At 59.5% G+C, this 19,523-nt stretch carries 17 protein-coding genes; 9 read left to right on the top strand and 8 right to left on the bottom strand.

Features of this window, described 5'->3' with window-relative positions:
- Positions 1 to 9: 9 nt before the first annotated feature.
- The gene (locus AC07OV_RS04290) at positions 10 to 210 is read left to right on the top strand and encodes a hypothetical protein (RefSeq protein ID WP_494995901.1); all 201 of its coding nucleotides are present in this window, start codon (positions 10 to 12) and stop codon (positions 208 to 210) included.
- A gap of 91 nt (positions 211 to 301) precedes the next feature.
- On the opposite strand, the gene AC07OV_RS04285 is transcribed toward AC07OV_RS04290, so the two are convergent.
- From AC07OV_RS04285 to AC07OV_RS04260, 6 genes are all read right to left on the bottom strand, one after another.
- Positions 302 to 2,272 (bottom strand): acyltransferase family protein, encoded by a 1,971-nt coding sequence (locus AC07OV_RS04285; RefSeq protein ID WP_495091664.1) that lies wholly within the window; start codon positions 2,270 to 2,272, stop codon positions 302 to 304.
- Positions 2,273 to 2,766: 494 nt separating this feature from the next.
- Positions 2,767 to 3,312, bottom strand: a complete 546-nt coding sequence (locus tag AC07OV_RS04280; protein ID WP_495091663.1) for a hypothetical protein — start codon at positions 3,310 to 3,312, stop codon at positions 2,767 to 2,769.
- Positions 3,313 to 3,726: 414 nt separating this feature from the next.
- Entirely contained in the window at positions 3,727 to 4,206 is a 480-nt protein-coding gene (locus AC07OV_RS04275; protein ID WP_495091662.1) for an ankyrin repeat domain-containing protein, read from the bottom strand.
- Positions 4,207 to 4,342: 136 nt separating this feature from the next.
- On the bottom strand, positions 4,343 to 5,764 hold the full coding sequence (locus AC07OV_RS04270) for an efflux transporter outer membrane subunit (RefSeq protein ID WP_495091661.1): 1,422 nt from the start codon (positions 5,762 to 5,764) through the stop codon (positions 4,343 to 4,345).
- Positions 5,765 to 5,766: 2 nt separating this feature from the next.
- Positions 5,767 to 7,329 carry an MDR family MFS transporter gene (locus AC07OV_RS04265; protein WP_176995960.1) on the bottom strand — a complete coding sequence of 521 codons (1,563 nt, stop codon included), beginning with the start codon at positions 7,327 to 7,329 and terminating at the stop codon, positions 5,767 to 5,769.
- Positions 7,322 to 8,431 (bottom strand): HlyD family secretion protein, encoded by a 1,110-nt coding sequence (locus tag AC07OV_RS04260; protein ID WP_495091660.1) that lies wholly within the window; start codon positions 8,429 to 8,431, stop codon positions 7,322 to 7,324. Before AC07OV_RS04260 ends, AC07OV_RS04265 begins: the two co-directional genes overlap by 8 nt.
- Positions 8,432 to 8,530: 99 nt before the next feature.
- Here AC07OV_RS04260 and AC07OV_RS04255 point away from each other — a divergent pair, with 99 nt between their 5' ends.
- Positions 8,531 to 9,241 carry a CerR family C-terminal domain-containing protein gene (locus AC07OV_RS04255; protein WP_495091659.1) on the top strand — a complete coding sequence of 237 codons (711 nt, stop codon included), beginning with the start codon at positions 8,531 to 8,533 and terminating at the stop codon, positions 9,239 to 9,241.
- Positions 9,242 to 9,265: 24 nt separating this feature from the next.
- On the opposite strand, the gene AC07OV_RS04250 is transcribed toward AC07OV_RS04255, so the two are convergent.
- Together AC07OV_RS04250 and AC07OV_RS04245 are read right to left on the bottom strand one after the other, a co-directional pair.
- Positions 9,266 to 9,790 carry a phospholipase D family nuclease gene (locus AC07OV_RS04250; protein WP_494995894.1) on the bottom strand — a complete coding sequence of 175 codons (525 nt, stop codon included), beginning with the start codon at positions 9,788 to 9,790 and terminating at the stop codon, positions 9,266 to 9,268.
- 24 nt (positions 9,791 to 9,814) lie between these two features.
- A complete protein-coding gene (locus tag AC07OV_RS04245; RefSeq protein ID WP_495091658.1) occupies positions 9,815 to 10,738 on the bottom strand; it encodes a LysR substrate-binding domain-containing protein in 924 nt (307 codons plus the stop codon).
- 192 nt (positions 10,739 to 10,930) lie between these two features.
- Between AC07OV_RS04245 and AC07OV_RS04240 the strand changes: the two genes are divergently transcribed.
- From AC07OV_RS04240 to AC07OV_RS04210, 7 genes are all read left to right on the top strand, one after another.
- Positions 10,931 to 11,851: an ABC transporter permease gene (locus tag AC07OV_RS04240; RefSeq protein WP_495091657.1), complete on the top strand. Its 921-nt coding sequence runs from the start codon at positions 10,931 to 10,933 to the stop codon at positions 11,849 to 11,851.
- A 7-nt stretch (positions 11,852 to 11,858) separates the two neighbouring features.
- Positions 11,859 to 12,722, top strand: a complete 864-nt coding sequence (locus AC07OV_RS04235; RefSeq protein ID WP_495091656.1) for an ABC transporter permease — start codon at positions 11,859 to 11,861, stop codon at positions 12,720 to 12,722.
- A gap of 58 nt (positions 12,723 to 12,780) precedes the next feature.
- A complete protein-coding gene (locus AC07OV_RS04230) occupies positions 12,781 to 14,361 on the top strand; it encodes an ABC transporter substrate-binding protein (RefSeq protein ID WP_495091655.1) in 1,581 nt (526 codons plus the stop codon).
- A gap of 6 nt (positions 14,362 to 14,367) precedes the next feature.
- On the top strand, positions 14,368 to 15,873 hold the full coding sequence (argH, locus tag AC07OV_RS04225; RefSeq protein ID WP_495091654.1) for an argininosuccinate lyase: 1,506 nt from the start codon (positions 14,368 to 14,370) through the stop codon (positions 15,871 to 15,873).
- A gap of 10 nt (positions 15,874 to 15,883) precedes the next feature.
- Positions 15,884 to 17,716: an ABC transporter ATP-binding protein gene (locus AC07OV_RS04220; protein ID WP_495091653.1), complete on the top strand. Its 1,833-nt coding sequence runs from the start codon at positions 15,884 to 15,886 to the stop codon at positions 17,714 to 17,716.
- A 170-nt stretch (positions 17,717 to 17,886) separates the two neighbouring features.
- Positions 17,887 to 18,351 (top strand): hypothetical protein, encoded by a 465-nt coding sequence (locus AC07OV_RS04215; protein ID WP_176995965.1) that lies wholly within the window; start codon positions 17,887 to 17,889, stop codon positions 18,349 to 18,351.
- A 202-nt stretch (positions 18,352 to 18,553) separates the two neighbouring features.
- Positions 18,554 to 19,498: an alpha/beta fold hydrolase gene (locus AC07OV_RS04210; protein ID WP_495091652.1), complete on the top strand. Its 945-nt coding sequence runs from the start codon at positions 18,554 to 18,556 to the stop codon at positions 19,496 to 19,498.
- Positions 19,499 to 19,523 lie beyond the last annotated feature (25 nt).

The following is a 19,523-nucleotide window of genomic DNA, read 5'->3' as shown; positions in this document are numbered from 1 at the left end:
CTCGCGCTTTTGCTGACAGCCTGCGCGGAGCGGCAGACGGCCTTGCCGCTCGACTCGCAGCCAGTCAAACCAGCAGCCATTCCTGCACTGCCGCCGCAAGCGCGGCAGCTTCCCGTGCCGTCCTGGTGCTTACCGACGTGCTCAAGCGCTCTGATGCGAGATCGGGCGATCTGGCAGGATATGCTGATCAAAGCCGGAGCAGGGGAGTGACGTGCGAGCAAGCCTTTGACGGCGTAGTGAAGGCCACCAGCAGCAGACCTTGATTCGACCGGGATGCATTAATAGCATCCCAGGGCTTGGCTTATCTGCTGGACTCTAGAGCCTTGGCAAACATGGGGACAAGATAGGATGCGCCGTGCTCACTCAGATGATCGTCATCATAATAAATAGGAAGACCGCCCTTGGATCCCTTGCACCACTTCTCATCGCAGAAGTAAGGGATAGGGTCTAATATTTTTATTCCGCATTGTTCAACTGCTGTATCTTGAGCTTTCCGTGCAAGTTTTTGCCTTTGTGTATATTCATCAACTGATAGCATTACTTCTGGGTCTCGGCCTAGAAGTAAGGATTTCCCCATGGATTTAGGGACGAGAACGTGCATTTCTGGAATTGGGCGGACCATAAAGACTTGTCTTGTTTTGGATAGCCTGCAAGCTGTGTTGACAATTCCGTCTGTTAGTTCTTTGTTGAATTCTTCAGTTCTTGTATCTGATCTTTTGCTAATGTAGTAGCTAGGCTTTGTTATTTCGGCTTCAAGCCCTGCCTCTGTTGGGCCAACAATATAAAGGGACAGCCTATTCATTATGATTATCGGCGCTTTGCGATCCAGATTTTCCTGCTCGCTCACGGCCCAAGAAACAAAATCGCCGCATCGGTAGCCATCAATCTTGTCATTATGGATTCCTTCAATTGTGGGGCATTCACTTAGGCTCCAATCGAGCACATATAAATCTTTAGACGGCAAAGACTTTTCGACTGCGCGCATTATTGATGCCGAGTGACTGTCACCTATGACAATAGCCCCTAGCTGTTTGTCTCCGCCGTATCTGCATTGCGGTACGGGCTTCGCGCCATCCGCGAAGCATTCTGAGAATCTAGGGTTTTTATCTGCTGATTCGTTGAAGACACTATCAATATATGGATCAATCCTGTTTTTTATCCCCTTGTTAAGCCATATGAAAAGCGTAGGGACGGCTACTAGCAAAGATGCTGTCAACAGTATGGTGGTGACATTTTTATTTGATTTGCTAGCTATTTTATTTGTCAAGAATCTTTCTATAGTGGCATGCGATATGAAACCGAGTAAGAAAGATATCAGTAAGCCTACGATGATGGCGGCGGGCTCGCTCTGTAGTTCAAGATACCTAATGAATACAATGACCGGCCAATGCCACAGGTAGAGTGAGTAAGAAAGATTCCCAGTCAGCTGAAGAATGGGTGTGGATGACAGTGGCGAGCTATGCATGGATGATATGATGACCATCGCAGCTCCAGCAGATGGAACTAAGGCTCTCCAGCCCGGCCATGAACTTGATTGGTCAAACATAAATATTGAAGCTGCAATTAGTGAAAAACCTAAAAGCTCTAGTGATTTTCGTAAGTTAACTGACAGTGTTCTCGGATCGAAAAAGAAAATTATTCCGCCAAGCAACATCTCCCAAGCTCTTGTTGGTAGCATATAAAACGATGCGGCTTGCTTGATGGGAGTTAGGTATATGCACAGGGCTAGTGAAAAAATTAGTCCTGCAGCGGACGATAAAAATATTGCCCGCCTGTTGCTTTGCAGCTTCCAGATTATGCTCAGGGCTATTGGTAGTATTAAATAAAACTGCCATTCTGCGGAAAGAGACCAAGTATGAAGTAGCCAGTTATATTTTGAGTCTTCAAAGAAGTAGCCGGTCTCTCTCCAGAATTTAATGTTTGAAGTGAAGGTGAGTGCGGCAATTGTATTTATACTTAATGTGCTGTATTCGCTGGCTGGTAGTAGCACCCAGCCAATAGAAATTAGCACTGCGCAGAGTGCGATTAGCGCCGGTATTATACGGCGCGCTCTGGCCATGTAAAATGATGAAATTGAAAAGCCATTTTTGCTTTCTAATCCTTTTATTATTATTCCTGTCATCAGGAATCCGGAAATGACGAAAAATACGTCTACTCCGACAAAACCACCGTTAAAACCTGGAACTCCAAAGTGGTACAGAACTACCGAGACTACCGCCCACGCCCTTAGTCCGTTTATATCCGTTCGGAATTTGCCTGAATTGTTACGCATAAAATCCCTTTACATAGGGTGGTGATGTCAAATAAATATCGCGCTGCATTCTACAGCGAGTAGCAAAAAAAGGTTCATTTCTGATGCATGCCGCTTTATGGGGCGCTACGTTCGTGCCGGGCGCATGTTAGTGGTAGCCCGCCGGGTTCTACGATGCGAGCGGTGTATCGCAAAAGATTGGATGAGCTCCCCTTTAAAAAAGGGGAGCCTGCATGGATGGAATGACGCTCAACCCAAAGATCGAACGCGAGGAGGACAAGCTTCTGGCACAGATCAGCAGGTCGGACTCAATGATTGTTGCGGCGAAGGCTGGCGCTAGGGCCATTAGTAGCTGTCCCAATGACGGCGCCTCTTAAATGCCTGCTCAGGGCCGATTTGTACCTGCCGCCACCGTCCGCTTTGGGTCATCTTCTGCCCGTCGCGAGACGGAAGAAAACCACCCTTGGCTGCCGGTGGTGAAAGGAAGAAAAAACGCACAAAACTCAGGAGTAAATCTATTTTTTTGCGCAACTACTCGACGGGACTTCTGCGATAGGGCCGGGGGTCTCTAAACCGGAAAGAAGTCGAATCACGCCGCCGCATTTCCCGTCGTGACGGTCAAGGTATGCCTCATAATCCTTACCTGCCTCAGGAGTAAATACTCGGGTGCTTGGCACACAAGTAGCTTGGGCGGTGACCATTTTCATCAAGACCACAGAAGGGGCTCCTGCGGGGATGACAAACTCTGAGTACGACTCGCCATAGGTCAGATGGTCACTCCTCCATGATGCAGGCATTCCTATACTTCGTCTGGTGTGTTGTCCTACGGAGGAATTGACCTTATCTGCAACGGTATAGCCGTAGGCATAAAGAGGTTCTTTGCTCGAAGCGCAGTCTTGCCCAGGATTGATTGCGACGGGCAAACCATTGTTTCCAAAAAGACGGATCCTCGCGGAGGTTGCCTGATCGTAGGGCTGTTCTTGTATGGATTGCTCGTAATTCGTAGAACCACAGCCACTCAGCAACAGCGCAGAAAAAAGGGTCAGCAATCGGATGTTCAAAGATAACTCCTCGGTTCAGGTATCACACCGTATCGGCAAGTTTTTGCGTACCTTAAATGTCCCTGCCAACGCTATTGGAAAGCAATCTCCGGGGCAGGGCTTTGAAGCGGGGGCTTCTCGGCGTCCCGACGCACCAAACGAGCAAAAATTATAAAGCTGCCGTGGCAGCATGGATGGGGGCGTGTTTCACACAACAAGATGTGTGGAGCAGACGCTTATTGCTCCTGGGCGATGGCTGCCGGCTGTGCTGGTTTTTTGAAGGTGCAGTTCAGGTCGTGCGTTTAGCGACGGCGATGATGCTGACTAGCTAATCCCGCGACACTTGAGGGTCACCTCAACTGCACAATTTGAGAACCCCACTCAGGCTCCGGAGCCCCTCGTGCCGTCAACTCTGCGAAGACTTGCGCAGAGCACTCACCGTAACCCGAATAGCCGAGTTTGATAGCAGACATACCATCTTTCTTCCGAACATAGGTAGCGTCCGCTCCTGCTTGCAGAAGCAACAGCGCCGCCCAGACTTGCGCCTGCATCCATTAGCAACTTGTCCGTAGCAATCGTCCCGTTGTATACCGCCGCTCTCATTGCGGTACCGCCAAACTCATCTTTCAGTTCGACCTCTGCTCCGCGTTTGATCAGCAACTTAGCAAGCTTCAAGTCGCCCCTTGCGCAGACCGACGCCAGCGGCGTTGAGAACTCACCACTACCGTTGGGGTTTCCTCCATGGTCGAGCGCATGCAGGAGTATTTCTTCCCTGCCGTAATGGGCGGCTTTGTCGAGCACGCTGTGGGGATCAGCTTCAAAGTCATAGTCATGCCCAATGAAATCCAGAAGCTGCTGCAGGTCACAATCACGCATCAGATTGCCGAGATCGTTTTTAACCCTAAACTCGCTCATTCAGACAAGTCCATTTGTTGGCGGTGAGATTTCGAGTAGTTAGCTGATGGCAAAACAGTAGCAGACGATTGCGGGTCGTGGCTGAAGTGGAAAGGGCATCCGCCTGAGCCGTTGCAGCAGATACCAGAAAATCTTGTTACAACACCCACCCCAACCCCAACGCCTTATGCAACGACGCAAAATCCTTCAACAATTCCGCATCCCCCGAAATCCGGCTCTCCTGCGCCTGATACCGCGTGCGCTCCGCATCCAGCCAATCCAACGTGCTCGCCGTGCCCGCGCGGTAGCGTTGCCGCGTCAGGTCCGCCGCGCGCACGGCGGACGATTCCACATTGCGCAACAGCACCACGTTCTGCCGCTGGTTCCCATAACGCGCCAACGCTACGTCGGCATCGCGCAAGGCACTGAGCACCACGCTCTTATAGTTCGCGAGTGCCTCGTCACGTCCGGCTTCGGCGCCTTTGACGCTGGCGGCGACGCGGCCGAAGTCGAGGGCGTTCCAGGTGAGGCGTGGCAGGATCAGCCAGGTGCCGTTGTCTTTGCGGGCGAGGTGGCCCGGGTCGCCCGCGGAGAAGGACAGATCGCCCATCAGGCTGAGCTTGGGAAACCAGTCGGCGGTTTTTTCGCCGATCTGTGCGTTGCTGGAGGCCAGTTTGCGCTCGGCCACGCGGATGTCGGGGCGGGCTTTAAGCAGGGCGGCGGGGTCGGCCACGGGCACTTGGTTGGGGATGGCGGGCAGGGCGCGGGCGGTGGCGAGGCGGCTGTCCAGTTCGCCGGGCTCCAAGCCACAGAGCAGGCCCAACTGGTCGAGAGACTCGACGATGGAGGCTTGCAGTGGCAGGCGTTGGGCGCGGGTGTTTTCGGCTTGGGTCAGCACTTGTTCCAATTGCAGCTGTGAGGCCACGCCGCGCTCGCGTCGTTGCTGGGTGAGGTCCAGGGCCTGGTTTTCGATGTCGACGCTGGCGTCTACCAAGGCCAGTCGCGCTTGCTGGTCGCGCAGGTCGGTATAGGCCTGCACGACGTCGGCGGCGAGTTGCACCTGGGCGTCCGCCAGTTGCGCCTGCGAGGCGTCGGCTTCGGCAACGGCGGCTTCGACGGCACGGCGGGTGCCGCCGAACAGGTCGGCTTCCCAACTGGCGTCGAAACCGGCGAGGTACAGGCTCAACGGGCCGCGCCCGCCACCGCTGCTGCCGCCCAGGGCGGAGGTGTCGGGGGAGCGCAACTTGAGCAGCGCCGCGTCGCCGGTGACTTTGGGCATCGCGTTGGCGCGGGCGCCGCTGAGGCTCGCGCGGGACTGGCGCAAACGTGCTTGTGCGGTGGCGATATCGGGGCTGTTATGCAGCGCCTGTTCCACCAGTTCATCGAGTTGGGCATCCCCCAGCGTTCGCCACCACTGGGCAGCAGCCGGTGCGTTTGACGCGGCCTTGTCAGCATGGGGCAGGCGCCCGGCTGCCAGGGTTTTTGGCGCGACGGCGGGCGCCCCTTGGTAGTCCGGGCCGACGGTGCAGGCTGACAACAAACCAACGGTCAGCAGCAGGGGAAAGGAACGAGCAATCATGGTTATACCGTGCGCTTTTTCAGAATGAAGATCAGGGGCAGGCACGCCAGCATTGCGAGTCCCAGTAGGTAGAACGAGTCGTTATAGGCCATCACCGAGGCCTGTCGCGCAATGTCATTGGCCAACTGGGCGAATGCCTGCAACTGCGAGGTGGCGGCATCGCCACTCTGGGCCAGGTAGCTGGCGGTGTTGCTCGCCATGTGGTCCTGGGCCAGTTGGCTATTGGCCAGGATGCCTTCGCGCAAGCGGTCGTCATGGAAGTGGCTGCGGCGGTCCATCAGCACACCGAGCAACGCCAGCCCGATCGTGCCGCCAAGGTTGCGTGACATGTTGTAGAGCCCGGCCGCGTCGCCGGCGTCCTTGGTGTCGACCGAGCGCATCGACAGTTGGCTGAGGGGCATCATCACCAGGATCTGCCCGAAGCCGCGCAGCAATTGCGACCAGACAAAATCATGGCCGACGCTGTCGGCAGTGAGCTGGGTGTCGACGAAGCAACTGGCCCAGTACAACAGCAGGCCGGTGCCGACCATCCAGCGCAGGTCATAACGGCCGAGCATTCGCGGCAAAATCGGCATCAGCAGGAACGCCGGAATGCCCGACAGCAACATGATCGAACCGGACTGTTGCGCGTTGTAGCCCGACAAGATTCCGAGGAACTGCGGCACCAGATACGCCGTGCCATACAGCCCGGCGCCGACGGTGGTGCCAATCAGCAGCACGCTGCCAAAGCTTCTGTTGAGCAGCAATTGCAGGCGCAGGATGGGCGTACTTGAGCGGAATTGCCCGACGGCGATCAGGAAAAGGCCGGTGACGGTGGTGATGGTCAGCCAGGTGATCAGTGTTGAGTCGAACCAATGTTCACGTTGACCCTCTTCCAGCACCACAGTCAGCGAACTCAAGCCCATGGCCAGGCCGAGAATGCCCAGCCAGTCGGCACTGATAAAGCGTTGCAGGTTCATGCGCTCGGTCGGCAGGCCGGTGATCAGCAGGGTGATCAGGGCAATGCTGATGGGCAGGTTGAGAAAGAAACACCAGCGCCAGTTGATGTTTTCGGTCAGCCAGCCACCGATCACCGGGCCCAGCAACGGGCCGAGGATGACGGTCATGCCGAACATCGTGGTGCCGATCGCCAGTTGATGTGGCGGCAGGCGCGTGCGCACGATGGTTTGTGCGGTGGGGATCATCGCGCCCCCGGCAAAGCCCTGGCCGATCCGCCCGGCAATCATCGCGCCGAGGCTCGAAGACAAGCCGCAGAACATCGAAAACGCGGTGAACATCAGCGCTGTGCCGATCAGGAAGCGGCGCAGGCCGAACACGCGGGTGAGCCAGGCGGCGAGGGGGATCATGACGATTTCCGACATCAGGTAGCCGGTGGCTATCCAGGTGCCTTCGGTGCCCGTGGCGCCAATTTGCCCCTGGATCTGCGGCAGTGCCGAGTTGGTGATCGACACGTCCAGGGTCGCCAGCAACGCGCCGAGCGCACCGGCGGCGACGGCGATCCAGTCGGTCAACGAGGCGTTGCGCGGTTTCTCGGCGGCCACCGTGGCCATCACGGCTTCAGCCATGATGGGCGTCCGCGCCTTGGGTGCGGGTGTCGACTTCCACCGTGGCCGACAGGCCCGGCATCAGGGCGACGCGCACGTCATCCGGTACATCCAGGGCGATACGCACCGGCACGCGCTGGACGATCTTGGTGAAGTTGCCGGTGGCGTTGGACGGTGGCAGCAAGGCGAACTGTGCGCCGGTGCCCGGTGAAAGGCTGTCGATATGGCCCTGCAAGTCGCGGCCCGGCAGCGCATCCACGTGCACGGTGACGCTTTGCCCGGGGCGCATGTCGCCGATCTGGGTTTCCTTGTAGTTGGCGGTCAGGTAGATCGCGCTGATCGGTACCACGGTCAACAAGCGCGTGCCGGGCTGCACGTACTGGCCGACACGCACGCCGCGATCGGCCACGCGGCCGTCCAGCGGGCTGCGAATGACGGCGTCATCCACGTCCAGTTGGCTCTGGGCTTCGCTGGCCTTGGCCACGCCAAGTTGCGCCTGGGCCTGTTTGAGTTGGGCCTCCAGCGTGCCATAGCGGGTTTGGCTGGAGCGCAACGCCGCTTGTTTGGCGGCGACGGTGCTGCGGGCCTGGGCCAATTGGTTGTTGAGCTGCGCCAGGCGCTCTTCCGGCTCGGCGCCGGAGCGAGCAAGCGGAGCGTAGCGGGCGACTTCGGTCTGGGCGTGCCGTGCGTCGGCCTCGGCGCCTTGCAGCTGAGCGCGGGCTTCGGCGATGGTTGAGTCCTGCTGCACCAGGTCGGCCTGGGCCTTGGCGTAGTCGGCGTTGCGTGCGGCGATGGTGGCCGTGGCTTCGTCGCTCACCGCCTGGTATTTGCGCGCATCGAGGCGCACCAGCACGTCGCCGCGCTTCACGTTCTGGTTATCGGCCACCAGCACGTCGGCGACATAGCCATTGATCTTCGGCGCGACGCTGATGCTGTCGGCCTGCAAATAGGCGTCGTCGGTGGTTTCGATAAAGCGCCCGGTGAGCCACCACCAGGCGCCCCAGCCCACGCCGACCAGCAGGGCCACGGTGGCCAATGTCAGCAGGATGCGTCGGGCTTTGCCGCGCTGGCCGTTGACGGTGTCTTCAGGAATGACCTGAGGGGAGGGCGGTGCAGCGGACATCGAGGTCACTCCAGTTTTATAACAGGTGGAATAAATTCTATTTTTCGCGAAATTTTGTCAACTGGTATATTTTGGTCCGGTCTTTAAAGGGAGCTGCACATGGCACGACATAAACCGGCCGCCGAAGGTGGCTACCAGCGCGGTGAAGAAACCCGCGCGCGGATTGTCGAGGCGGCGGTCGCGGTATTTGGCGAGCGTGGCTACGACGGCGCGTCCACCCGCGACATCGCCAGCGCGGCCGGGGTCAACGCGCCTGCGATCCAGTACTACTTCGATGGCAAGGAAGGCGTGTATTTGGAGTGCGTCGAGCACCTGATCGCGCTGTTGTGGCGCAAGATGGCGCCCTCCGTGGAAGCTGCCGAGCACGCGCTGGCCGATGCCGGAACCGACGATGCCGTCCTGATCGAGGCGTCACTGGGTATCCTGGGCACGGTGGTGTCGACGATCCAGGACAGCCCGCAGACCAGCGCCTGGCGCGCATTTCTGGACCGTCATCAAGCCGGCCTGTGCCCGGAAAGCGCGACGATGGCCTTTGAAGAACGCTTCAAGGCGCGCATCGGGCGGGTGATCCGCCAACTCATCGCGCGCCTGGCCGGTTTTGCGGTCGAGGACGATCGCACGGTGATTCATTCCATGGCGCTGTTTACCCAGGGCCTGGCGTTCCGGTTACAGAAACCCAAGTTGCTCGCGGCCTTGAAGTGGACCGAAATCAGTCAGAAAGAAATGGAGCAGGTCCGTGACGTGGTGCTGATGCAAGCACGCTTTACTCTGGAAGGGTTGGTGAGGCAGCGAGGCCTCAACGGCGCTTGATACAGGCCTTGGAGAGCCAGCCGATCACCGCGCCGAATACGGCACACCCAGCTCCCACCGCGATTGCCAGTGCTCCACATACTGGCGCGCCACCACCGGCTGATTACGGATGACCACCACGTTTTCCGAGTTCAGCGTTTCGGCCGAGGCGGCGTAGTTGAACGAGCCGGTCTGCACCGTGGTGCCATCGACGATGAGGGTCTTGTCGTGCTGCAGGTGGAAGTGATCGCTGGTGCGCAGTTCCACACCGTTGCGGCTCACGAAGTCCATGGCTTTCTTGCTGGCCTTGCCCAGGTTGCGTTTTTTGTCGATGACCACACGCACGTTCACGCCGCGCTGTTTGGCATCAACGAGCGCCCGGGTGATGTCTGTGGCCTGGAAGGAATAGGCGAGCATCTGGATGCTGTGCTGGGCACTGCCGAGGGTGTCGAGCACCAATTGGCGGGCGGTGCCTTCCGGTGAAAAGCCGACCTGGATGTCGCTTGCGGCCAAGGACAAGGTCGGGATGCCCAGTAAAGCAATCAGCGCGATGCAGCGAATATTCCACATGGTTCAGCTCCCCGAAGAGTAGGGTCAATAGGCTTCGCGTGGAATCAAGGAAACGAATTCCGACTTGAAGATAGTCTCCATCACGCGCATGAAATCCGACGCCAACTGTGAACGTTGCTGATGGCCGGGGAACACGATGGACACTTCGAACGGGATGTCCTGGTCGAGTTTGCGGAACGTGATCCCCGGGTATTTCGTATACGACGCTGTAAAAGGATCGCAGATCGTAATGCCCAGCCCGCCCGCGACCATCCCGCATGCCGAATGGGCGGCCGTGGTTTCTACCGATGAAAGCCCAGCCACACCGCGCGCTTCCATGGCGGAGCGGATGCGGCGCTGCAACGGGTTGTTCGCGTTCATCGTCACCAGCCGGCGCCCGTGCAGGTCGTCCAGGGTCACCATGCTCTTGCTGGCCAGCACATCATCTTCCGGCATCACGCACACCGCACTGATCGGCGGCAAGGGAATGGCAAAAATACCGGGGTACTCGCCCGAGGGGATCTGCACAAAACCGATGTCGAGCTGGTTGGCCGAGGTTAATTCCAGAATGCCCAGGGAGTTGCGCACATCGAGCGAGGTCTTGACTTCGGGGTGCCTGCGGGCGAAGCGGCACACCCCTTCAGCCACCACACTCAAGCCCAGTGTGCTCATGGCGCCGATGCGCAAGGTGCCTGTGCGCAGGGTGACCAGGTCTTGCGCCACACGCTCGATACGCTCGATGCCCTGATAGAACTTGTCGACCTCGGCATACAGCACCTGGGCTTCGGCCCCCGGGATCAGCCGGTTGCCTTCGCGGCGGAACAGCCGGATCGACAGCGCCGTCTCGAGGTCGCGTATCAACCGGCTGACAGCAGGCTGGCTGACTTGCAGGGCTTCTGCGGCAATGGTCATGCTGCCGGTCAGCATCACTGTCCTGAAGGCTTCCAGTTGGCGCGGGTTGAGTTTCATTGTTCGGCTCGGTGGTAAACAGGAAAGAGGCACTTTTTTGAGCGTATAACATTTTGTTATGTGCGTCCAACAGGTTGCCGGTTTGCTATCAAGTTGTAACGGGGCGATGATTTAGTTGCGTCATTTTAATCGATCGCAACCCGGTCAAACTGTTGGGCGGCGTTATCGTAAAATAAAAAAAGAGGATGCCACGTGCTGAACTACACCTTGCGTCGGTTATTACTCCTTTTTCCCATACTATTAGGTGTGTCCGTGGTGATATTCCTGGTCATGCATTTTATTCCGGGCGATCCCGCGCAACTAGCGGCAGGCCCGGATGCAACGGAAGAGGATATAGCGCAGATACGTATCAACTACGGCTTGGATAAACCCCTCGTCAACCAATACTTCATCTATATAAAGAACGTCGTCAGCGGCGATTTTGGCGAATCCTTCCAGACGTTCACGCCGGTGCTGGAAGGCATCTCAAGAACGCTCCCGGCCACTCTGGAACTGACGGCTGCGGGTATGTTACTGGCGGTGATCATCGGCGTGCCGCTGGGCATCATCGCCGCGCTGAGGCCTCGGGGCCTGCTGGACAGCTCACTGACCACATTCGCCGTGTTGGGCATTTCGGTACCCGGTTTCTTCCTCGGGCTGATCCTGATGTCGGTCTTCTCCGCCAGCCTGGGCTGGTTGCCGCCCACGGGGCGCGGCGGATGGCAACACTTGGTATTGCCAGCGCTGACATTGGGCCTGCCGTATGTGGCGACATTCTCCAGGTTATCCCGTTCCACCCTGATGGACGTATTGCAGGAAGACTATATACGCACGGCCTACGCCAAAGGCGTACCCCGTTATAAAGTCGTGATCAAACATGCACTTTCCAATGCGGCAATTCCCTTGGTCACTGTATTTGGTATGGACTTTGGCCGCTTGTTAGGCGGTGCCGTTATTGTCGAAACAGTCTTTGCGTGGCCAGGCATGGGGCGTTTTTTAATTGATGCAATCATGGCGCGCGATATTTATGTGGTTCAAGGCACGGTACTGGTATTTGCCGCCTTGGTTGTCATCATCAACTTAATGGTGGACTTGGTCTATGGCGTCCTCGACCCTCGCATCACCTACAACTGAGGCCAGTATGCTTACTTCCAAGAAGCGTCGGCCTGGGTTTGTCCGTTTCCTTGTTTCCCATAAGCGCTGGTTCGCCTTCAGTGCATTGGTCGTGATTGTGATCATGACCGCCGCTGCGGTGTGCGCACCGTTGTTTTTTGACTGGGATGCGGTGACCAAGATCAACTTGTCCCGCTCTCTGGTCAGCCCCGGCAGCGACTTTCTGTTCGGCACCGACCAGATGGGCCGTGACTTGCTCGGCCGTGTGCTGTGGGGCGCGCGCATTACCTTGACTGTTGCGCTGTCCAGCGTGGCCATCGCCATGGCGATTGGGGTCGCGGTGGGCGCGGCGTGCGGTTACTACAACGGCACCTTGGCCAGCCTGGTGATGCGTGTCATGGACGCCATGATCGCCTTCCCCCGCACGCTGGTGGCCATTCTGGTGATCACCGTGGCGGGCAACAGCATCCTCAGCCTGACGCTGGCCATTGCCATCTCCAGCATTCCCATCTACGTCCGCTTCTTCGCCGGGCCGGTGGCAGCCTTGAGAAACCGCGAGTTCGTGCTGGCCTCCAAGTCGATTGGTGTCAGCGACCTGCGCCTGTTGTGGGTGCACATCCTGCCCAACATCGGCTCGCTGGTAATCATCCAGGCCACCGTGTCGCTGGCCGAAGCCATCCTGATCGGCTCCGGGCTTAGCTTCCTGGGCCTGGGCCCGCCACCGCCGATGCCGGAGTGGGGTTCGATGATTGCCGAGTCACGGCCATTGCTGACCACCCACCCTTACATCCTGCTGGCGCCGGGGTGCGCCCTGGTCCTGACCATCTTGAGCTTCAACATTGTGGGCGACGCACTGCGCGATTACATCGATCCCAAGTCACGCAATGCGTGACGGCGATCGGCGCGGTGCCTGCACCCGAACACTCACCCATTTTTCAGCGAGAACACTGATGGGGCGTTTAAAACTCCTGGCAGCGCTGATCGGCAGCCTGCTTGCATTCAACGTGCTGGCACTGTCGACAGGCAACGCCGCGCTTGCCCAGGCAAAAGAGCAAGGCCAGATCACCTTCGTGCAGGGCTCGGATATCGACACCCTGGACCCGGCCATCTCGCGCAGCGTGCCGTCCTACAACGTGATCGATCATGTCTTCAACCGCCTGGTCGCGTGGGAAGGGCACGACCATGAACGTTTCATGCCTGACCTGGCGCAGTCCTGGTCGAGGACCGACGACGGCAAGCAATGGACGTTCGTACTGCGCCAAGGCGTCAAGTTTCATGACGGCACCGACTTCAATGCCCAGGCTGTAAAGTACAACCTTGACCGGATTCGCGACCCCAAGCTCGGTTCGCCCCACCGTTCCTACTATGCCGACATCGTGGCAGTGGAGGCGATCGCGCCCTATGAGTTGCGGATCACCACGCAGCATCCGTCACCCACCATGCTGGAGTTGCTCGCCAAGCAATCCTCGTCCATCAGCAGCCCGGCGGCGGTGGTCAAGTACGGCAGGGCCTACGGGCATCACCCGGTCGGCACGGGGCCTTATGTCTTCGACAGCTGGATACCCAATGACCAGGCGGTGATCGAGCGCAACAACGCCTTTTTTGGCGAGCCCGGCAAGCCGTCGAGGATCGTGTTCCGCCCGGTCAAGGAAGACGCTTCGCGGGTGATCGAACTGCGCACCCAAAACGCCGACATCGCCGCCAACCTGTCACCCGAAGCCGCAATGGAATTGAAGGCGCTGAACACGTCCACATTGCTGCGCGTGCCCAGCACCTTCCAGGTGTTCTTTGAAATGAACCTGACGAAGCCGCCCTTTGACGACTCGCGCATTCGCCGTGCGGTCAGCCTGGCCATTGACCGCCAGGCCTTGGTCAACAAGGTGCTGCTGGGCTACGGCAAGGTGCCCACAGGTCCATTCCCAGAAGGCACACAAGCACGCCGTGCGTTCGCGCCAGCGCAGTACGACCCGCAGAAAGCCAGGCAGATCATCAATGAGGTGTACCCGGGCGGGTACCCCGGCACGGTGGTGCTGTGGACCCCGGCCGGACGCTACACCAAGGACCGCCAGGTCGCCGAGGTGGTGCAGGGCTACCTGAATGCCGTGGGCCTGAAAACCGAGTTCAAAGTGTGGGAATGGGCTACGTACCAGAAAAACCTGTATCGCCAGGAGCCCGGTAAAGGCACCGGCAAAGGCTCCAACGACGCGAACATGTGGTTGCTCGGCACCGGGCTGTCGGACGCCGATATTCGCCTGCGCCGCAAGCTGTCCAGCGGTGACCCGCAAAACCTCACCGGCTACAGCAACCCCGAGGTGGACACGCTGCTCCAGCTGGCCGCACGCGAGCTGGATCAGCAGAAACGCATGGCCTATTACGGCCAGATCCAGCAGATCTTGTGGGAAAAGGACCCCGACAACCTGCCGCTGTTCGATCAGGAACAAGTGATGGGTTTGCGCAAAGGTTTGAACGGTCTCGACGTGGATTACGAAGGGACTCTCGATTTCAAGAATGTAGAATTCAGTGAGCGGTGATTGAAAATGTCTAATGCACATGCCAGCGAAACCTTGTTGACCGACGCCCGTTTGAGCGCGCCCCCGGCCGAACGTATGGTCAAGTACCACGACATCCCGGCCCTGGAGACCGAGAAACGCCAGTTCCACGAGTTCATCGAAGTCGATCTGGCCCACACGGTGATGCTGGTCGAACAGGGCATCCTGTCGCGGCCGGTCGGGCAGGCCATCCTCGCCGAGTTGCGCCGGATACGGGGGATGTCTCCCGCAGATTTCCCCTTCGATGTGAAGAAAGGCAGCTTCCTGCTGCAAGTCGAGTCTTACCTGTTCGCCAGGATCGGCGAAGACTCCGCCGGCCAGATGCACACCGGCCGTAGCCGTATCGATCAGGGCGCGACGGTGCGTCGGCTGTATGACCGCACGCGCATCCTGGCAGTGCTCGAGCGTATCAATGAATTCCAGGTGGCCCTGATCGAGAAAGCCGCGCAGCACGCCGGCACCATCATGCCCGGCTACACCCACATGCAGCACGCCCAGCCCTGGGTGTTCGGCCACTACCTGCTGAGTTTCACCTCGCGCCTGCACGACAGCTTCAGCCGGTTGATGCACGCCTATACCCGGGTCAACCGCAACCCGTTGGGCGCGGTAGGCCTGGCGGGCACATCCTGGCCGCTGGACCGTGAACGCACTACGCACTTGCTGGGTTTCGACAGCCTGGTGGAAAACTCCAAGCTGGGCCGCGAAGCCTGGTATGCGGCTGAAACCATCGGCGCTTTGTCCTTTGTCATGGCCGATCTGAATGACCTGGCGACCGACCTGCATATCTGGTCCAGCGTCGAGTTCGCGACGGTGGAAAGCCACGACGGTTACTGCGGCACCAGCAGTATTTTCCCGCAAAAGAAAAACCCCAGCGGCCTGGAGACCATCAAAAAAGCCGCAGGGGGGTCGGTGACCTGGCTCAGCACCGCGCTGGCCACCTTTCGCTCCGAAGGCACCGGCGACCAGGCCATGCGCGACCTGCCGTTGATCCACGACGCCCTTGCCACCACCGAAGGCATGCTGGACCTGTTCACCGGCATCATCGAAACCTTGGTGGTGCACGAAGACCGCATGGCCGAGCTGTTGTCCGGCAGTTGGTGCACGGCCAGTAACCTGGCCGATGTGATTGTGCGTGAGCGCGGTGTCTCGTTCCGCCAGGTGCATCACGTGGTGGCGCGGCTGGTGCGCAACTGCCTGGTGGCGGGTGTCGCTCCGGGCACTGTCACGGGGGCGGCGCTGGATGACGCGGCGTTGGAAACCATCGGCTCCACGCTGGGCTATTCCGATGAGCAGGTCCGTGATGCCCTGAACCCTCGGCGCTTTGTCGAAACGCGTACCTCCACCGGTGGCGTCGGCCCCGGTGAAGTCACCCGCCTGCTGGCGGTCGCGAGAAGCGAGCTGCAGCAGGACCGTGACTGGGTCGCCCAGCACCGGCAACACGTCGCTCGTTCGCGTGCCGACCTGGATGCCGCCGTATCGCGCATCGTCGATTAAAGGAGCAGGCATGGAACAGAATCTGGTAGCCCGTGTGCGTAACCTGAGTGTCGGGTTCGGGCCGCGGGGCAGTGAGTCCGCCGTGGTGCGCGATGTGTCCTTCGAGGTGATGCGTGGCCAAACCCTGGCCATCGTCGGCGAGTCCGGCTCGGGCAAGTCCGTTACATCGATGGCCATGATGGGCCTGGTCAAGCGCGCCGGTGGCCGCGTGTTGTCCGGCTCGATGGAGTTGCACACGCGCAGCAACGCGATCATCGACCTGGTCAACGCCCCCGAGTCGGTGCTGCGTCGCCTGCGGGGGGCGGCCATGTCGATGATCTTCCAGGAGCCGATGACCTCGCTCAACCCGGTGTTCAAGATCAGCGCCCAGCTCACCGAAGCCATCGTGCTGCACAAACGCTGCAGCCGTGCGGAGGCCGAGACGCAGGCCTTGCGCATGCTCGACCTGGTGCGCATCCCCGATGCCCGGCAGGTCATGGGCCGCTATCCCCACGAACTGTCGGGCGGCATGCGCCAGCGCATCATGATCGCCATGTCGTTGGTGTGTGAGCCGACGTTGTTGATCGCCGACGAACCGACCACCGCGCTGGACGTCACGGTGCAGGCGCAGATCCTGCGGATCATCAAGGAACTGCAAGGGGACCTGGCCATGGGCGTGATCTTTATCACCCATGACATGGGCGTGGTGGCCGAAGTGGCCGATCAGGTGATGGTGATGAAGAAGGGCGAGACCGTCGAACACGGCGCGGCCCGCGAGGTATTGCTGGCGCCCCGGCAGCCTTACACCCAGGCATTGCTGGCGGCGGTGCCGAGGATCGGCTCGATGCGCGGCACGTCGTTGCCGGCCAAGTTTGCACTGATCGAGGACAGCACCGAGCAAACCCAGGCATTGCCGCAGCAGGCGCCTGACTACGCCGGTGCGCCGATCCTCAGCGTGAAGGCGCTGTCCATCCGCTACGACCTCAAGGGCGGGCTGCTGGGCAAGGTCCAGCGCCGGGTGCATGCGGTCGAAGGGATCGACTTCGATATCTATCCGGGAGAAACCCTGGCCCTGGTGGGCGAGTCCGGGTGTGGCAAGTCCACCAGCGCCCGTGCGGTAGCCGGATTGATGCCGATCCAGGGCGGGGATATCCGGTTCGGCGGCCAGAACCTCGCCACCCTGAGCAAAAGCGGCATGCAGCGCCTGCGCCGGGATATCCAGATGGTGTTCCAGGACCCCTATGCGTCGTTGAACCCGCGCCTGACCATCGAGGACAGCCTGCTGGAACCGCTGCTGGTGCACCGGATAGCCCAAGGCGAGGCTGCGCGCAAGATCGTGCGCGATTTACTGGAGCGGGTCGGGCTGTCGGCCGAGCATGCCCAACGCTATCCCCACGAGTTCTCGGGTGGGCAGCGTCAACGTATTTGCATTGCGCGGGCGCTGACCCTGTCGCCCAAGCTGATCATCGCCGATGAGGCGGTGTCGGCGCTGGACGTGTCGATCCAGGCCCAGGTGATCAACCTGCTGCAGGACCTGCAACGGGACATGGGCATTGCGTTTCTGTTTATCTCCCACGACCTGGCGGTGGTGGAGCGCGTCAGCCATCGGGTGGGTGTGATGTACCACGGGCGCATCGTCGAAATCGGCCCGCGCCGTGACGTGTTCGAGAACCCGCAGCACGCCTACACGCAAAAATTGCTGAGCGCCGTGCCGTCGGCAGACCTCAATGCGGTCAGGACGCCCTTCAGCCTGATGGAGGAGGCGGTGCCGAGCCGTATCTACGGTGTGAATCACCGTGCGCAGGGCATGAGCTATCGGGAAGTCAGCCCCGGCCATTTTGTGGCGACTTCGGCAGTTGCCTGAGGATTGACGGGCAGGGGAGCGGCTGAATGTCGGCCGCTGCCCGCGAAATATTCCGGTTCTTGTGAATTGTTGTGAAGCGGGTGATTAATGGCCCATTGCCCATGCTACCGTCCGCGACGGGGTATCGTCAGCACGACGATTTCATTCGTTTCATTGAGGGAGCAGCGCCGATGTCTACTACCGTAACGCCCGCGACCGGCGGGCCGAGCACGCCAAAGTCTTCACCGTCCTCGTTCGATGACAAGTTGAACATCGCCAAGTCCAGCAAGGTGATTGCCGACTACATGCGCCAGTCGGGCAAGTCGGCCATTACCAAGCAAGAGCTGACACAGCTCGCTAACAATGCTTCGGGCAAGGTGCCCGCCAATGTGTCCGATGCGGCCAAGTACATGGAGCGTCATCCGGACGTATTCACCGCCATCGAAACCCACGACGTGGCCGGTGCCGATAACCTGTCCGGCGTGTGGAACTTCGATTGGGCGGCCAACGGTGGCCTGAACGGCACCTCGACCGATGCCATCGCCAAGATGCAGGACACCTTTGACCTGGCGATTGCCAAATCGGCGCAGATCACCGAAATCAGCACCGCGAAGAAAGCCGAGCTGGATTCGACCAAGCAACGGCCGCAGAACTGAGTGACGGGCGCTGTCAGGCCTGATAAACGGTTCCCGCGAGGTTGGTCGGGAACCGTTTACCCATCTTTCTTCCTTTCGTGATGTGTTCAGCGCCGATTCAAGCGAAGTGCGCAAGTATACCGATCAGTGAAGGCAATCCAATTGCAGTGCGCCCGCGATTGCCTGCCATCCGTTTATTCACCTCGCTGTCGGAGATGCCTTGATGCTTGTCGTGGTTGCTGTGCTTGCCATCGTTGCCGCGTGCGTGTGGTGGACGTACCCACGGGTGGGGGATGTGCTGTTCGAGGTCATCGCCCGTGTCGAATCGCGGCGCTCACGGCTCAAGGCGATCACCGTGCCGATCAAGGGCATGACCCTGGCGACTTACCAAGGGGGGGAGCGTCACGCGCCAGCCCTGTTGCTGTTGCATGGGTTCAGTGCCGACAAAGGCGTGTGGCTGGGGTTTGCCCGGCACTTTGTCGACGACTACCGGCTGCTGATCCCGGACCTCGCCGGCCACGGTAAAAATGCGTTTGTGGCGGGCGGCGACTACAGCATCGCGGCCCAGGCGCGGCGCATGGTGGCGTTGCTGGATGCGTGCGAGGTCGACAAGGTGCATGTGATCGGCAGTTCCATGGGGGCGTATGTCGCCACCTGGCTGGCGACCCATTACCCGCAGCGGGTGATTTCCCTGGGGCTGATTGGTGCGGCGGGCGTGCACTTGCCGCAACCCAACGAAGTGGAAGAACTGGTCAACCGCGGCGACAACCCGTTCCTGATTCATTCACGGGCACAGTTCGATCGCTTTTTCGCCATGACCATGGCCGCGCCACCCTACATTCCTGAAGTGCTGCTGGCCGCCGAAGCACATACCTACATCCGCCGTCGCGAGGCCTTGACCGAGATCTTCGCCAACTTCTCCGACAGCCCACGCCTGGAACCCTGGCTGCCACAAGTGCGGGTGCCCAGCCTGATCCTGTGGGGTCGCGAAGACCGCATGGTGCCGGTGGCCAGCGCGCACACCTGGCTGGCGGGCATTCCCCATGCGCACCTTGAGATCCTCGACGGCATCGGCCACCTGCCGATGATCGAGTGCACCGAGCAAACCGCGGCGCACTGTCGCCAGTTTCTCGACCGCGCCAAAGTGTATTCCTCGATCCGCCCTTAGCTGTACGGGGCGGTTGGATCCAGAA

The sequence above is a fragment of the Pseudomonas sp. GW821-FHT09A09 genome (assembly GCF_059418405.1).
Note: the sequence above shows the minus strand (reverse complement) of the source record. Positions and strands in the feature narration are given on the sequence as shown.

Bases quoted from the DNA above. Each gene is read 5' to 3' on its own strand.
- AC07OV_RS04285 (WP_495091664.1), bottom strand. From the start codon at position 2,272: ATGCGTAACAATTCAGGCAAATTCCGAACGGATATAAACGGACTAAGG.
- AC07OV_RS04275 (WP_495091662.1), bottom strand. From the start codon at position 4,206: ATGAGCGAGTTTAGGGTTAAAAACGATCTCGGCAATCTGATGCGTGAT.
- AC07OV_RS04270 (WP_495091661.1), bottom strand. From the start codon at position 5,764: ATGATTGCTCGTTCCTTTCCCCTGCTGCTGACCGTTGGTTTGTTGTCA.
- AC07OV_RS04265 (WP_176995960.1), bottom strand. From the start codon at position 7,329: ATGGCTGAAGCCGTGATGGCCACGGTGGCCGCCGAGAAACCGCGCAAC.
- AC07OV_RS04260 (WP_495091660.1), bottom strand. From the start codon at position 8,431: ATGTCCGCTGCACCGCCCTCCCCTCAGGTCATTCCTGAAGACACCGTC.
- AC07OV_RS04255 (WP_495091659.1), top strand. From the start codon at position 8,531: ATGGCACGACATAAACCGGCCGCCGAAGGTGGCTACCAGCGCGGTGAA.
- AC07OV_RS04250 (WP_494995894.1), bottom strand. From the start codon at position 9,790: ATGTGGAATATTCGCTGCATCGCGCTGATTGCTTTACTGGGCATCCCG.
- AC07OV_RS04245 (WP_495091658.1), bottom strand. From the start codon at position 10,738: ATGAAACTCAACCCGCGCCAACTGGAAGCCTTCAGGACAGTGATGCTG.
- AC07OV_RS04235 (WP_495091656.1), top strand. From the start codon at position 11,859: ATGCTTACTTCCAAGAAGCGTCGGCCTGGGTTTGTCCGTTTCCTTGTT.
- AC07OV_RS04230 (WP_495091655.1), top strand. From the start codon at position 12,781: ATGGGGCGTTTAAAACTCCTGGCAGCGCTGATCGGCAGCCTGCTTGCA.
- argH (WP_495091654.1), top strand. From the start codon at position 14,368: ATGTCTAATGCACATGCCAGCGAAACCTTGTTGACCGACGCCCGTTTG.
- AC07OV_RS04220 (WP_495091653.1), top strand. From the start codon at position 15,884: ATGGAACAGAATCTGGTAGCCCGTGTGCGTAACCTGAGTGTCGGGTTC.
- AC07OV_RS04215 (WP_176995965.1), top strand. From the start codon at position 17,887: ATGTCTACTACCGTAACGCCCGCGACCGGCGGGCCGAGCACGCCAAAG.
- AC07OV_RS04210 (WP_495091652.1), top strand. From the start codon at position 18,554: ATGCTTGTCGTGGTTGCTGTGCTTGCCATCGTTGCCGCGTGCGTGTGG.